The organism is Rhizobium acaciae (assembly GCF_025941625.1).
GTDB lineage: Bacteria > Pseudomonadota > Alphaproteobacteria > Rhizobiales > Rhizobiaceae > Rhizobium > Rhizobium acaciae.
On the sequence record NZ_JAPCZO010000015.1, the window covers coordinates 117,228 to 130,379 of the forward strand.

General features: G+C 58.6%; 14 protein-coding genes and 2 pseudogenes. 12 read left to right on the plus strand and 4 right to left on the minus strand.

From position 1 onward, the window contains the following. Nucleotides 1–4: 4 nt before the first annotated feature. From OLZ32_RS23610 to OLZ32_RS23645, 8 genes are read left to right on the plus strand one after another with little or no spacing between them, the layout of a single operon-like run. Complete coding sequence (locus OLZ32_RS23610; protein WP_264423063.1) at nucleotides 5–1,138, plus strand: DUF4392 domain-containing protein; 1,134 nt, start codon at nucleotides 5–7, stop codon at nucleotides 1,136–1,138. Further along, a complete protein-coding gene (locus tag OLZ32_RS23615) occupies nucleotides 1,135–2,436 on the plus strand; it encodes a PLP-dependent aminotransferase family protein (RefSeq protein WP_264423065.1) in 1,302 nt (433 codons plus the stop codon). Before OLZ32_RS23610 ends, OLZ32_RS23615 begins: the two co-directional genes overlap by 4 nt. Beyond that, nucleotides 2,433–3,443, plus strand: coding sequence for a DUF4392 domain-containing protein (locus tag OLZ32_RS23620; RefSeq protein WP_264423067.1), 1,011 nt, complete (start codon nucleotides 2,433–2,435; stop codon nucleotides 3,441–3,443). Before OLZ32_RS23615 ends, OLZ32_RS23620 begins: the two co-directional genes overlap by 4 nt. 36 nt (nucleotides 3,444–3,479) lie before the next feature. Continuing rightward, entirely contained in the window at nucleotides 3,480–4,328 is an 849-nt protein-coding gene (locus tag OLZ32_RS23625) for a transporter substrate-binding domain-containing protein (RefSeq protein WP_264423069.1), read from the plus strand. A 36-nt stretch (nucleotides 4,329–4,364) separates the two neighbouring features. Beyond that, nucleotides 4,365–5,024, plus strand: coding sequence for an amino acid ABC transporter permease (locus OLZ32_RS23630; RefSeq protein WP_264423071.1), 660 nt, complete (start codon nucleotides 4,365–4,367; stop codon nucleotides 5,022–5,024). Then, a complete protein-coding gene (locus OLZ32_RS23635; protein ID WP_264423073.1) occupies nucleotides 5,024–5,671 on the plus strand; it encodes an amino acid ABC transporter permease in 648 nt (215 codons plus the stop codon). Before OLZ32_RS23630 ends, OLZ32_RS23635 begins: the two co-directional genes overlap by 1 nt. A gap of 10 nt (nucleotides 5,672–5,681) precedes the next feature. Beyond that, nucleotides 5,682–6,485 carry an amino acid ABC transporter ATP-binding protein gene (locus OLZ32_RS23640; RefSeq protein ID WP_319641136.1) on the plus strand — a complete coding sequence of 268 codons (804 nt, stop codon included), beginning with the start codon at nucleotides 5,682–5,684 and terminating at the stop codon, nucleotides 6,483–6,485. An 8-nt stretch (nucleotides 6,486–6,493) separates the two neighbouring features. After that, complete coding sequence (locus OLZ32_RS23645) at nucleotides 6,494–6,793, plus strand: ATP-binding cassette domain-containing protein (RefSeq protein WP_264423075.1); 300 nt, start codon at nucleotides 6,494–6,496, stop codon at nucleotides 6,791–6,793. 454 nt (nucleotides 6,794–7,247) lie between these two features. Here OLZ32_RS23645 and OLZ32_RS23650 read toward each other — a convergent pair whose 3' ends face one another. Next, nucleotides 7,248–7,523 (minus strand): helix-turn-helix domain-containing protein, encoded by a 276-nt coding sequence (locus tag OLZ32_RS23650; RefSeq protein ID WP_406648823.1) that lies wholly within the window; start codon nucleotides 7,521–7,523, stop codon nucleotides 7,248–7,250. Between OLZ32_RS23650 and OLZ32_RS23655 the strand changes: the two are divergent. Beyond that, a pseudogene (locus tag OLZ32_RS23655) lies at nucleotides 7,522–8,305 on the plus strand (LysR substrate-binding domain-containing protein); the annotation flags it as partial. The gene OLZ32_RS23650 and the pseudogene OLZ32_RS23655 sit on opposite strands and share 2 nt — an antisense overlap. A gap of 271 nt (nucleotides 8,306–8,576) precedes the next feature. Next, nucleotides 8,577–9,497 carry an ArdC family protein gene (locus tag OLZ32_RS23660; RefSeq protein ID WP_264423078.1) on the plus strand — a complete coding sequence of 307 codons (921 nt, stop codon included), beginning with the start codon at nucleotides 8,577–8,579 and terminating at the stop codon, nucleotides 9,495–9,497. 117 nt (nucleotides 9,498–9,614) lie between these two features. Here OLZ32_RS23660 and OLZ32_RS23665 read toward each other — a convergent pair whose 3' ends face one another. The 3 genes and pseudogenes from OLZ32_RS23665 to OLZ32_RS23675 form a co-directional block, all read right to left on the minus strand. After that, the gene (locus OLZ32_RS23665) at nucleotides 9,615–10,526 is read right to left on the minus strand and encodes a nucleotidyltransferase and HEPN domain-containing protein (protein WP_264423080.1); all 912 of its coding nucleotides are present in this window, start codon (nucleotides 10,524–10,526) and stop codon (nucleotides 9,615–9,617) included. Between the two features lie 93 nt (nucleotides 10,527–10,619). Beyond that, nucleotides 10,620–10,709: pseudogene (locus tag OLZ32_RS23670) on the minus strand (type II toxin-antitoxin system RelE/ParE family toxin); the annotation flags it as partial. Beyond that, nucleotides 10,709–10,990, minus strand: coding sequence for a type II toxin-antitoxin system Phd/YefM family antitoxin (locus OLZ32_RS23675; protein ID WP_264423083.1), 282 nt, complete (start codon nucleotides 10,988–10,990; stop codon nucleotides 10,709–10,711). The gene OLZ32_RS23675 and the pseudogene OLZ32_RS23670, both read right to left, overlap by 1 nt. 452 nt (nucleotides 10,991–11,442) lie before the next feature. Here OLZ32_RS23675 and OLZ32_RS23680 point away from each other — a divergent pair, with 452 nt between their 5' ends. Further along, nucleotides 11,443–12,135, plus strand: a complete 693-nt coding sequence (locus OLZ32_RS23680) for a GntR family transcriptional regulator (protein ID WP_264423085.1) — start codon at nucleotides 11,443–11,445, stop codon at nucleotides 12,133–12,135. Between the two features lie 414 nt (nucleotides 12,136–12,549). Continuing rightward, on the plus strand, nucleotides 12,550–13,152 hold the full coding sequence (locus tag OLZ32_RS23685) for an amino acid synthesis family protein (protein ID WP_003538313.1): 603 nt from the start codon (nucleotides 12,550–12,552) through the stop codon (nucleotides 13,150–13,152).

Sequence of the window (13,152 nt, forward strand, 5' to 3'; positions counted from 1 at the left end):
GTCGATGTCCAAAACGCTTTCCATCAATAGCAAGCTGACGACGGCCGATATCGAGCGCCTGTGCGTCTTTGGCGAGCGTTTCGATCGACTTATGACATTAGAGGTCCGCCCGTTAACGGGTGGGCTTCCGGCTGGAATCGTCGTTCCGACGTATCTGGCCTGTCGCGAGGTACAAGGCGAGCCTTCCTCGACGCTCGCGGCAAGAAAGCTGCTTGCAGCAATACGCCCAGGATCAGATGTCATTGTCGCGACCGGCGCAGGCGTTGCGCCGAAGCTGCCTCTCGGGGAGACAGACGGCCCGCCCGGTGCTGTGGCGCTGGCGCGCAGCTTAGCGCTCGGATTTGGTGCGAATGTTACGCTTGTCGCTCAGGACGAGCATATGCCCGCTGTCGATGCCTGCGTTCGAGTCATCGAGGACGTTGCGCAGTCGCAGGGCTCGATCACCACAGCCATTTTTCCGAAAGGCGAGGCAGAAGGTCTAGCCGCCTCCACCGATATTTTCGACCGTCTGAAACCGACGGCTGTCATTTTCGTAGAGCGTGATGGCCCGAACGAAGCTGGCCACTATCATGGCGTTCGCGGCGATCGCCGCCCTCCGGGAACCGTCGCAGATGTCTACCGCCTGGCCAACGAGGCGAAACGGCGAAACGTGCTGACGGTCGGAATCGGCGACGGCGGTAACGAAATCGGGTTCGGAAAAATTCGTGAAGCGGTCGCCACCCTTTTGCCACGCGGCGGTCGCTCGCAGCCTGACGAGACGGGTGTGGTCACCATCACCGAAACCGACGTTCTCGTCAGTGCATCCGTATCCAATTGGGGAGCCTATGCGGTCTCCGGGGCTCTCGCGATAGCGCTCGACGACGAGAACCTCGCGCACAGTGGCGATCGGGAACATGCATTCATTGTCGCTTGCATTGCTGCGGGTGCGCTCGACGGGGCAACCTCGCATCCCGCCCTCGCTGTCGATGGTATCGACTGGCGAGGTCACTCAGGCGTCGCCGAGTTGATGCGTAGCATCGCAATTTCCGCAACTTCGAAATTCGAACTCAAAAACGCGGCCACAGCATCCAGCGAGGCGGACCTACCGATTTTTTCGGTGCTCAATGATGCCCAGGCCAAAGGAGGTTATCACCTATGAGCCTATCGACGCAAAAGAGCGAGAATCAGACTGTTCGCCGAGACACCTTCGGGAATGCGATCGATCCGATCGTCGGTTTCGCACGTGGCTCGATCATCAAATCCAGTATTGAGGAAGCCAAACGCCTTCGCCGTGGACAGGCCGTCGCGGCAAAGCGCGTCCAGGCACTTGGACCGCGATCGATCGGCGTTTTCACAGGAAACCAGCGCGATTTCCCCGTTCGTCCGGAAGACCTCGACACAAATTGCGAGGAATGGATTGGTCCTGGACTATATGCCGAGGAGCTCCGCACGGTTGCGATCGAACATCTTGGTGGACGAAGTGACGACGGATGTGCCGTTTTCAATCGCACCAGCGCCGGGATCGTAGCGACGATCGCCGCACTCGCCGGCGGAAAGCCGGTGCTTTCGGTCGTGCCTGCCGGCGATCGATCTCACGCGTCCGTCGTACGTGGATGTGCGCTCGCCAGGGTCGGGCTGAAGGAAGTTACCTCAGATAAAGATTGGCGCATTCACATTGCGGATTGCCATCTGGTTATCGTAACCACCGTTACGAGCGCTCTGGCTCGGCTCGACGACGCTCTTGCGATAGCCGTGGTCGAGGAAGCCCACAAAGCTGGAGCCATTGTCCTTCTCGATGAAGCCTACGGCGCTCGCCTTCGCCCTGTCCTGCACGGTGGGCAGAAAGCTCTTGCACTCGGTGCGGATCTCGCGATCACCAATTGCGATAAGGCCGGACTTTCGGGGCCGCGCGCTGGCGTGCTGGTCGGCCGTTCCGGTCTCGTCATGGCCGCAGCCGCCAAAGCTGCCGAGTATGGCATGGAAGCTCGTGCTCCCATCGCGGCCGCCGTGCTTCGCTCTCTTCAAAAGTTCGATCCCCATCATCTGACACAGGAAGCGGCGGCCGGGCAGGAACTTGCCGCCGCACTTGAGGCGGCGATGGGTGCGGGCGTTGTCATGCGCAGCGACCTTGGACCAATGGTCGATGAAAACGCCGTGCTTGCTATCATTCTCGAACGTGCGTCGATCTCAGCCGATGCAGTCAGTGTCGTGCCCTGCGAGGCGACCGCGGCACTCGGCATGCTCCTTCTGGCAGACCACGGCATTTTGACGGTCAATACGCATGGCCAGCCCGGTGCGCGCGTTTCGCTGCGCCTGAAACCGACTCTCGATGCCCTCGCAAGTGTCGGTGGCGTGAGCGCCGTCGTCGATGCGGTCGATGACTGCATTGCCAAGGTTGCAGCCATCGTCACGGATGAAAATGCGATGAAGACGCTGATCCTGGGAGACTGCGCATGACCACTTCGAATTTCGCCGCCATGGACGAACGCCTCGACCGGCTCGTCAATCTCGACCTGGGCAGCCGCGGCGTCGAGCATCTTTCTGCGGCTACCCGTCTATTGCTTGGAGCATCGCCGGTGGGAGCGGCGGCCGACAAACTCGCCGCGCTGAACCACGAGGATGTCGTACTGGTCACAACGGGATCGGTCTCGCGCGCCTGGATCTCCCCGGAGATCGGCGAGAACGACGGTCCGGCTGGTCTGGCGGCGGTGGTGCGCGCAATCAGCCTTTCCCGCAAGGCGCTGTGTGTCGTTCTCGCGGAAGCTACCTTGATCGAGCCAATCGGCAAGCTCATGACGACGGCCGGCCTGACCGTCGTTCCAGTCGAGCAGGCTAGGATCGCCGCCCGCGACAAGAGCCTCGCCGTCGTATCGCTTCTGCCATTTACGACCAAGGATGAGGACGCCCCCGCCGAAGCTTGCCGCATTCTGGACGAATTAAACCCGGCCCTGCTTTTTTCCACCGAACGTGTCGGTCGCAATGCCGACGGCATCTATTGCAGCATGCGTGGTGTGGACTACGGCATGGACCGCGCGCGCATCGATTATGTGTTCGATGAAGCCAACAAGCGCGGCGTTCTGACCGTGGCAGTCGGCGACGGCGGCAATGAAATCGGCATGGGTGCGATCAAGGAAGCAGTTCATAAGCACGTCCGTTTTGGTGACGCGCGACCGGAAGGTGGCGCCGGGATCGGTGCCATGACCGGCTCCGATATTCTCGTCACGGCGGCGGTCTCAAATTGGGGTTGCTACGCCATAGTCGGCGCGCTCGCCGCGCGGTTGAAGGACATCCGGCTCCTTCACAAGCCAGAAATGGAAGCCACTCTTCTCAAGCGTGGCGTCGATATCGGTTTGATCAACTCCGTCGATGGACTCATCGACGCAAATGTCGATGGCATACCGCTTTCCACCCATCTTGCGATTTCCGAGATTATCGAGGGGATCGTTCGACCCGCGCTGCGCTGATTGTGCAGGCACTATTCAACCACAAGGGGAATGAAAATGAAAAATGGATTTCTTTCTAAGCTACGTTCGGTCGTTGCCGGCGCGTTGGTAACCATGGTCGTTGCGGGAGCAACCCATGCCCAAGAAGCATCGCGGCTTGATGAGATTCTGTCTCGCGGCAAACTGATCGTTGGCGTGTCGAGCGAATCTCCGCCCTTCGGATTTGTCGATGAGAAGGGAGAGCTGGTCGGCTTCGATATCGACATCGCCAAGCTGATTGCTAAGGCGACATTTGGCGACGAAACCAAGGTCGAGTTCGTTCGTCAAAGCGCTGCCCAGCGCTGGCCGAATGCTCAGAACGGCACAATCGACTTCGGCGCGCAGACTACGAGCATTTATGCTGATCGCGCTCAGAAGGTCGGTTTCACCCGCAGTTACATCGACGGCGGTGTCGTGATGATCGTTCGCAAGGACTCGCCGTTTCAGAAGCTCGCCGACTTCAACAAGTCGGACGTCACGATTGCCAATCTGACGACGCCGACCCAGGAGGAACGCGCCAAGCGCCTCTTCCCGAGCGCACAGATCGCCACCTTCGACGGCATTGCGGCTCAATTCAACGCCGTGAAGCTTGGTCGTGCGCAAGGGGCACAGTTGGATGGCCCCGTCGCCGCCTGGTATGTCAAACAGAACCCCGACATGCGCGTCATTGAGGAACGACTGACCGATGTCGTTAATACCGGCATCTTCATGAAACCCGGCGACTTCCGCCTGTGGCAGTATCTAGATCTCACGGTCAGCGAAATGACCGGTGGATACCTCTTTGCCGACTACAGCAAGATTTATGAAAAGTGGTTCGGTACCAAGCCCTTGAACGCCAAATGGTATCTTAATCAGCCACAGAAGTAGTCGGTCTTTGGGTTCAAAATAACAAGGGGAACACCATTGGACGCGTTCGCAATTTTCTTCACCAGATATCTTCCGGCGTTTGCCGATGGGTTCCTGATTACTGCGGGGGTAGCGGCTCTCGCCGCCCCCGCGGCACTGATTTGGGCCATGGTATTGATTATACCGCGGCTCGCCCGATGGACATGGGCCAGCTTACTGGTTGATGCCTATGTCGAGGTCATGCGCAATTCGCCGCTTCTGGTGCAAATGTACCTGCTTTATTTCGGATTGCCTCTTCTCGGCCTCTTCTGGAGCAGCATCGTCTGCGGTGTAATCGCAATCGCCTCGCAGCACGGCGCATTTCTTTCCGAGATCCTCCGTTCCGGAATTCAATCCCTAAGCCAGAGGCAATGGGAAGCCGGTAGCGCGATCGGTATGCGCAAATTCGCGGTCATCCGCCTCGTCATTCTGCCGCAGGCCTTCATCAAGGTCCTGCCGGCGCTCGGGAACCAGCTCATCGTCCTCGTCAAGGACACCTCACTGGTATCGGCCATTGGCGTCATGGATCTGACCTTGACCGGTAAGATGACAATCGAGCGATCGGGCGCGTCCTTTGAAGCCTTCATTGCGGTCGCGTTCTTCTACCTCATTCTCACAAGCACGCTCGGCCTGGTTCTTCGTATCATCGAAGTGCGTGCGGCCCGGAGGTATGGCTGATGTTTCCTGTCCTTCAATCGAATTTGCCGTATCTGCTACAAGGCGCAGTCTATACCGTCATACTGTCAGCAATCGTCGTCTCCTGTGGTACGGTTCTCGGCGTCGGGATCGGTGTCCTGGCAGCTGTTGGCGGAACAATTCTCCGTTCCATCATCACTGTCTACATCTTCCTGTTCCGTGGCATCCCGGTTCTGGTGATCATGTTTCTCGGCTTCTACAGCTTTCCCGCTTTGGGTTTGCGGCTGGATGCATATACGGCGGTCGCCATTTCCATGATCCTGTATGTTGGCGCTTTTGTTGCCGAAGCGACGCGCGGGGCGATTGCCGGCGTACCGACTGGCCAGACGGAGGCTGCCAAAAGCCTCGGCATGCGCAAAGGCAAAATGATGCGGGAGATCATCCTTCCGCAGGCCATGCGCCTGGTTATCGCGCCGGTCCTCAATATCTCACTCATGGCAATCAAGCAGACGTCCTATGCATCCATCGTAGGAGCGTGGGAGCTGTCCTTCGCTGCCCGCGAAGTGGTGGAGCGCACACTTGCTGCGTTCCAGATCTTTCTCGGCGTCATGATCATCTATTTCATCATCTGCTACCCGCTTTCGCTCGCTGCACGCGCGCTCGATAAGCGATTGGCCTTTGACAATTAAGGAGCCCCACATGAACCAGGCAGCTGCCCCGATGTCTCAGAGCGACGAAATTGTTGCTATCAGAGGTCTCCGTAAATCCTTCTCTACGCTCGAAGTCCTGAAGGGCATCGACATATCCGTCAAGCGCGGCGAAGTCGTAGTCGTCCTCGGTCCGAGCGGATCGGGTAAATCCACGATGTTGCGTTGTGTGAACTTCCTTGAGAACTTCGACTACGGCACCATTACCGTTGACGGCCAGCCGGTCGGCTACAAAATGGTGAACGGCGCGCGCAAGCCGGTTAGCGAAGTTGATAACGCCAGTCTTCGCCAACACGTCGGTATGGTCTTCCAGAGCTACAATCTTTTCCCCCATCGTACCGTTCTTCAGAACGTGATGATGGGTCCGGTCAAGGTGAAAGGCATGGACAATGGCAAAGCACGCGACATCGCCATGAAGCTCCTTGCCAAGGTTGGAATGGAACATAAGGCCGACGCTTACCCGGCTCGTCTTTCGGGCGGCCAACAACAGCGCGTGGCCATCGCCCGGGCGCTCGCCATGGAACCGTCCGTCATGCTCTTCGACGAGGTCACGTCTGCACTCGATCCCGAACTTGTCGGGGAGGTACTCAAGGTCATGCGCGAGCTGGCCGAAGAAGGCATGACAATGATCGTTGTCACCCACGAAATGGAATTTGCTAGGGGTGTCGCCGATCGGGTTGTCTTCATGGATGGTGGCGTTGTGGTCGAGCAAGGTCCGCCGGAAGAAATAATGGCCAATCCCCAAACCGATCGGTTCCGTGGGTTTCTGTCACGCCACCTCTCTCATCAAGGATGAACGTTGTCATGACGACCGACACCCCAACAGAAGTAATTCACACCGGTTCAACCTCGATCCTTCAGTTTAAGGACGTCTATCTTTCCTGCGGCGCAAACCCCGTTTTAAGAGGGGTCAGTCTCACTGTTGAGAAAGGACAGGTGATTGTCATCATCGGACCGAGCGGCGGTGGGAAAAGTTCGCTGCTGGCGCACCGTGAATGTTCTTCAGCCTGTTCAGTCCGGTCAAATCTTGCTCGAAGGCGAAGACATCGCCAAGGGCAAGCAGGACGTGAACGCTATCCGCCAGCGGGTTGGCGCGGAATCTGACGCTCGCGCAGCGCCGTGTCCTCAAGGAGAGTGCCGAACAGGCCGAAGCCGAAGCGCGAGAACTCTTGCGGAAAGCCTCACCGAGCGAGCCGATCAGCTATCGGGCTGCACCGCCACTCTCATACAAAACAGCATAGCCGGCCGCCTGCGGCCGGCTATGCTGTCGTGATAGAGCCTTGGCAAAGGCACACAAGCACCAGTTCCATAAATCTGCTTACGCCTCAAAAGCCCAGATTTGTCCCTACCTTAGGCGGCTGGGCGAATCGAATATGTGTGTGCGCGGTTCCGATCCTTTCCTGATCTATCGTTGCTCGGCAGCTTTTGGCGGATCCTTCCCAACGAGCGCGAGCGCCGCAGCCAATTCATAGGCGGGAAAAGGCTGCCAATAGTAATACTTCCGATATTTTTTTTGGCGGTGGCCAGCGCCTCGATCATCGCGACCAGTCTTCGAAGGTCATCGCTTTGAGGTCTCGAGTGCCGCGGCTAGCCTTTCGTGGAACAGCTCGTCCGTCGTTTTGACGTTCCCGTCAGTGTTGTTACCAAGCAACTCGTCGATGCTCACGTTAAATACCGAAGCGATCCGAACCAAGGTTGCCAAGTCCGGTTCACGACGGCCGGTAATGTAGTTTCCATAGCGTCGATCGCTAAGGCCAGCGCGACGGGCTACCTCGGCGTTCGTAATGCCCAGTTGTTCAGCGCGTCTTTTGAGATTCGAAGAAAGAGTCTCCATGACCACATTTGTTCAGCAGGCACTGGAGCGCGAACTCGGCTGTCCGTTGTTCATCCGCTCGACCCGGCGAGTGGAACTGACGCGGGCAGGGAGAGCTTCTAGGAGCGCTGCGTCGGGATCCTGAGCGAGGTCGATCTGTCCGCCGAGATCACCAGGGCTGTGGCCGGCAAGACGATCCGGCAGATCAGGATCGGCACCGTCTATCCGGCCACCACCGGCGTGCTGCCGGCGCTTCTTTCAAAGATCGCCCGCAAGTACCCGGATATCCGCATACATATATCAAGCGGCGATACCGGTGACATCATCCGCGGCCAGATCAATCTCGGCTTCATCAGAACGGTGGAAAACATCGGTTCGTTGCGCTTCGCCTCGATCGCCGATGAGCGGTATCTGCTGGCGGTTTCCCGCACCAACCGGCTGGCGGAACAGGCGGAGATTGCCATCGACGATCTGCGCTCGGAAAGGATCATCGCCTTCAATCGCAAGAACCTCTCCTACACCGAGCGGTACTTCAACGAGAAGTTCGAGGAATACGATCTGACCCGCAATATCGCCTATAGCTGCGACGACACCTCTTCGCTGGTGTCGCTGGTCTCGGCCGGGCTTGGCGTCGGCTTTGCGCCGGAATGGACCGAGGGCTGCCGAACCGGGCCTTCGAGCTGAAGGCGGTCAGCGGCATCGACTTTCGGATCGGGCTCGGTCTCGCCTGGAGCAAGGACGACCCAACCGCCTCGCGCGACGACATCGTCGATATCGCCCGGTCACTGGCGCGGCCGGTGAGGTACGCCATCTCCCCTGCGGTTCATCGGCGACGTGAGCGACGGGATGCCGCCTCGCGGATCAGCCACGTCTGCTCCCATCCAAACCTCCCCGACGATTGCGGCCATCGCGTCCTGCCCCGGCTTTTGGTCCTGCCAGGCTCGCGCCGCCGGCAACGGCTTTGCCGTCCTCCACTGCGTTTCGGCCCTGCGGGTGCAGGCAGCACTTGCTGCCTGGCTTTCGGACCGCCGTAGCAGGTCGCGATGGCCGCGACCTCGAAACGGAGGTTCCAACATGAGCAGGCAGCAATCCAATCAACGATCCGATATCTACAGCCGCATCACCAACACGATCATCGCCGATCTCGAAGGCGGCGTGCGGCCATGGACCAAACCCTGGACGACGGGACATGCGACAGCCGAGGTCAGCCGGCCACTGCGCCACAACGGCCAACCCTATTCCGGCATCAATGTCCTGCTGCTGTGGTCGCAAGCCATCGCCCGTGGCTTTGCCTCATCACGCTGGATGACGTTCCGCCAGGCAATCGAGCTCGGCGGCGCCGTCCGCAAGGGCGAAACCGGCACGACCATTGTCTTTGCCAGTTCGTTCAGCCGCACCGAGACGACCGAGACGGGCACCGAGATCGAACAGGATATTCCATTCCTCAAAGCCTACACGGTGTTCAACACCGATCAGATCGCCGGTCTTAACGGCCGCTTTGATGAGATCGCACCTGTCGAGGATCCGATGAGCCGCATCGGCGAAGCCGGTCGCTTCTTTGCCAATACCGGCGCGCTGATCCGGCACGGAGGAACGGCTGCCTATTATGCCCCCCACCGTGATTACATCCAGATGCCCTGCCTGGATGCCTTCCGGGACGATGCGTCTTACGTCGCCATCCTCAGCCACGAGATGACGCACTGGACCGCTGCACCGCGACGGCTTGATCGCGATCTCAGCCGCTATACAAAAGACCGGAGCGAGCGCGCCCGCGAAGAGCTGATTGCCGAACTCGGCAGCTCGTTTCTCTGCGCCGATCTCGGCATCGTCCCCGAGCTTGAACCACGCCCCGATCACGCACGCTATCTCGATGGCTGGCTGAAGGTTCTGAGCCACGACAAGCGCGCCATCTTTTCGGCCGCGGCACATGCGCAGCGCGCCGTCGACTATCTGCATTCCTTGCAGCCGGAGCGCAACGAGGAGGAGGCGGCGTAAGCCGTTTCTTCCTTTACTCAGCCATGAGGCTCTCTGCGAGGATAACTTACGCAACCCTCGATACCTGCATATTGTGAGACGGGTCACCCGGTCCCAAGCCAACATTCAGTCTATAGTCTAGTCATTGTTCTGTTTCAGCATTTCAAGATGCTCGGAGCATACTGTTTCTACCAGATTGAGTAGCAGCGTAGTCCGCTCTCCGAGCCAGGTGAGCGCTTCATCGGTGATCTCAAAATGCTTTGAGTAGCGCGCCTTGACATAGGCTTCGTTCAGCGTGTTGAACCAGGCGCGTTCCTTGTGCTGATCTCGTGGAAAGGCCTCCGCCAGACGACGATCCTGCTCCTCGGCGAGCGAGCGCAGGAACTTGATGTTGTGCGATGGTGGGCCGTAATTGGTCAGAGTGAGCAAAACGCAGGAAAATGCCTGTTCGAGCGATTGATGCATCAAGAATGCTGCCTCGTTTATCATCCCGTTCTGCTTCGCAGAATTTGCAAGGGCATTCAGGTTTTGTGCCGTGGTATATCTGTGCTTAAAGTGATCCGTCGCTAATCTCAACCGATCTTCAAGGGTGAGTGGGTCGGGCTCAGCCAGCGGCTCATCGTCCAGCTCATACAGAACAATGCCTTCCCTGCGGATGTCGGAGAAGAAATACTGCCCCTCCTTGAGGTAGGTGTTCACCTCACGTCTGGAATGGACGATGAAGCTCACCGGCGTTTCGATCGAAGCGTCGTGGATCAGCCGGTCGGCGGCCTTGTACCAGTATTCGGCGAACTCGCAGAGCTTGCGGTTGTTGACGATGATCAGCAGATCGAAATCGGAGCGATACCCCTTCATGGTGAAAGGTTCATCGACCCATCCACCCTTGGCGTAGGAGCCGAATAGGATGATCTTCAGGATTCTGCCGCGCTTCTTGAAATCGGCGGTGCCCTCTTTCAACGCGTCCTCGAATTCCTCATGCAGGATTTCGAGGACGCGGCCGAGTTCTCGCTGCTTGCGAGGGGGCATATGATCGAGGGAGGATTTCATCATGGGCGGGGGAACGATCCGTAGACCTTCTTCGAGACAACTTTAAAAAACCGGGCATTGTGCAGCGACTTTACACCGGCTGGGTTAAACGACAATGGTCTCGGCGCCGTCGCGGCTAGCGATGAAGCGATAGAGATCCTCGATGTCGCGTTCCGCGTCCTCGGCGAAAAAAACACGATATGGCATCAGGACTGGCTGTCCGCCAGACGTTTGCGGATGCGCGCCAAGGATTCCGCAGCGGGGCGCAGTTTGCCCTCCTCGATCTGCCGGTTGGTGAGCGCCAGCACCTTTAGGAGCGCCAGCGTCTCCTGTGTTTCTTCGTATTTGCCGATGTCCTGAAGGATCGCTTTCGCTTCTCCGTGAAGCGTAATGACGACCGGCTGCGGATTATCCTTCAATGTCCGGATGATCTCCGGTGCATGCGCCTTGAGGTAGCTGATCGGCTTGACCTGTTCTGGCAGCTTCATTCTTCACCTACTCCCTTGCGACCAGAATATAGGTCACTAAGTGGTCGATTGAAAGAATCCCTACGCTGCCGGTGATACGCAGGCCGGCAGGCGATTTTCCATCTTAGGTGCGGCCGGCTTTTTCGCTCAAAGCGTTCGAAAGAAAGTGCTCACTTCGTATAACGAAGTTTGTCTACTGAGTTAAACTAAACTATGTGACGAAGGATCGGATCGTCGTGCCGTGACCTACCTCCTCGGTCGTCTCGACAAAAGCCCGATGCGTAGGCAGCAGACCAAAGTGCCACAGTGTCCTTTGCGCGTCTGACAAAGACGGGCGGCGTTATAGGTCGGCACAGCGCTTGTTGAATTGCCGGCCGCCGGCAGCTACAGTATCTGGTACGCCATAATACGATTCTTGCATTCGGCTGCCGCGGCGGAAGTTGAGCGTGCAAAGTCCAACACTGAGGTACAGAATGAGCGGTGCTCTGAAGGACGCAATTAGAGTCGAGCGTCCTGCAAAGACCTTGCGGGAATTGGCGCTCGACAAGGTCCGCGAAGCCATCGTCAACGGATATTTTCGTCCCGGAGATCGCCTTGTCGAGCGTGACCTCTGCGCCCAGCTTGGCGTCAGCCGAACAGTCGTGCGCGAGGTTCTGAGACATCTGGAATCGGAAGGGCTTGTCGCCAATCTGCCGAACAAGGGGCCGATCGTCGCGCAGCTCGACATCGACGAAGCCAAACAGATCTATGAGATCCGCGGTGCGCTGGAAGGGATGGCGGCGCGGCTGTGCGCGGAGCGCCGCAGCCCCGAGATCGTCGCCGCGCTGGAGGAATCGCTGGCCGGGATCCGCAACAGTTACCGCGACAACGATATGGCGGCTGTGCTGACGAACACCTCTTCCTTCTATCACACGCTGTTCACGATGGTTGACAGGAACGTTGCCTGGGGTGTCGTCAATCTCCTCACCGTGCGCATAAACCACCTGCGCTCGATGACGATCAAGACGGAGAGGCGCGGCATCGAAGGACCGCTGCAGATGTCGAAGATCGTCGACGCCATCCGCCGCGGCGACGGCGAGGGGGCTTACCGGGCCGCGATGGATCACGTCGCCGCCGCAAGCGCGATCGCCGAAGCGGTGCTGTCGGGGAATAAGCCTGCCGACTAGGCACGAGCGAAGCCCTGACGCTTCCCCCGCAGGCCTGGCAAAGCGCTCATCTCAGCCGTCGATATCACTCCATTCGCGAAGATGTTCCGCGCAATCCAGCGGAATCCATACTCCCCGCTTGACACCCAACTTTGTCCAATGTGATGGTATGCCATATTAAGTAATATATAAGGCGGTACCATGAACTGGGATGACCGTGACTTCTGGGCTCGGCCTGCCTCCGCGGGGCGCGACCATGTCGTTTGTCAGCTGACAACGCGCTGACGGGAAGAAAGCGCTGCCCGGAGAGTCGAGAGTGCGCGCGCGCCAAATTGAAAATCTCCGCCTCGGCCGAAACTGCGTCCTCTCAGGATCCAACTTGACACCAATATATTATGGTATACCATAATACAAAATTGAGAAATGAGGTGCTCGATGGCCATTCAAATTCGCAAGACGGGACTGCAGATCGAAACGACGTTGATCGAAGGCGGCAAGGCCGCGGCGGTTCCGCTGAAGCTGTTTACCGCCTTCGCGGTCGTGAAGAATCCCTGGGCCGGTCGCGGCTTCGTCGATGACCTCAAGCCCGAAATTCACGCAGGCGCTCCGGTGCTCGGCGAGTTGCTGACCAAGATGATCATCGATGCGGTCGGGTCAGGCGAAGCTGTCGAGGGATATGGAAAGTCCGCTGTCGTCGGCCTGGACGGCGAGATCGAACACGGGTCTGCGCTCATCCACACCCTGCGCTTCGGCAATTTTTATCGCCAGGCCGTCGGCGCCAAGTCCTATCTCGCCTTCTGCAACACACGCGGTCCGGCCAACGCGCCGATCATGATCCCGCTGATGGACAAGAACGACGAAGGCCGCCGCTCGCACTACCTGACCATCCAGACGTCGATTCCCGACGCGCCTGCTGCCGACGAGATCGTCGTGGCTCTCGGTGCTTCGATAGGCGGGCGCCCGCATCACCGCATCGGCGACCGCTACCAGGATCTGAAAGACCTGGGGCAGGACGTTGCCAATCCCGCAGGCGTTTGA

Bases quoted from the DNA above. Each gene is read 5' to 3' on its own strand.
- OLZ32_RS23675 (WP_264423083.1), bottom strand. From the start codon at position 10,990: ATGAAGCTGCCAGAACAGGTCAAGCCGATCAGCTACCTCAAGGCGCAT.
- OLZ32_RS23660 (WP_264423078.1), top strand. From the start codon at position 8,577: ATGAGCAGGCAGCAATCCAATCAACGATCCGATATCTACAGCCGCATC.
- OLZ32_RS23650 (WP_406648823.1), bottom strand. From the start codon at position 7,523: ATGGAGACTCTTTCTTCGAATCTCAAAAGACGCGCTGAACAACTGGGC.
- OLZ32_RS23615 (WP_264423065.1), top strand. From the start codon at position 1,135: ATGAGCCTATCGACGCAAAAGAGCGAGAATCAGACTGTTCGCCGAGAC.
- OLZ32_RS23685 (WP_003538313.1), top strand. From the start codon at position 12,550: ATGGCCATTCAAATTCGCAAGACGGGACTGCAGATCGAAACGACGTTG.
- OLZ32_RS23665 (WP_264423080.1), bottom strand. From the start codon at position 10,526: ATGATGAAATCCTCCCTCGATCATATGCCCCCTCGCAAGCAGCGAGAA.
- OLZ32_RS23610 (WP_264423063.1), top strand. From the start codon at position 5: ATGTCCAAAACGCTTTCCATCAATAGCAAGCTGACGACGGCCGATATC.
- OLZ32_RS23645 (WP_264423075.1), top strand. From the start codon at position 6,494: ATGACGACCGACACCCCAACAGAAGTAATTCACACCGGTTCAACCTCG.
- OLZ32_RS23620 (WP_264423067.1), top strand. From the start codon at position 2,433: ATGACCACTTCGAATTTCGCCGCCATGGACGAACGCCTCGACCGGCTC.
- OLZ32_RS23680 (WP_264423085.1), top strand. From the start codon at position 11,443: ATGAGCGGTGCTCTGAAGGACGCAATTAGAGTCGAGCGTCCTGCAAAG.
- OLZ32_RS23625 (WP_264423069.1), top strand. From the start codon at position 3,480: ATGAAAAATGGATTTCTTTCTAAGCTACGTTCGGTCGTTGCCGGCGCG.
- OLZ32_RS23635 (WP_264423073.1), top strand. From the start codon at position 5,024: ATGTTTCCTGTCCTTCAATCGAATTTGCCGTATCTGCTACAAGGCGCA.
- OLZ32_RS23640 (WP_319641136.1), top strand. From the start codon at position 5,682: ATGAACCAGGCAGCTGCCCCGATGTCTCAGAGCGACGAAATTGTTGCT.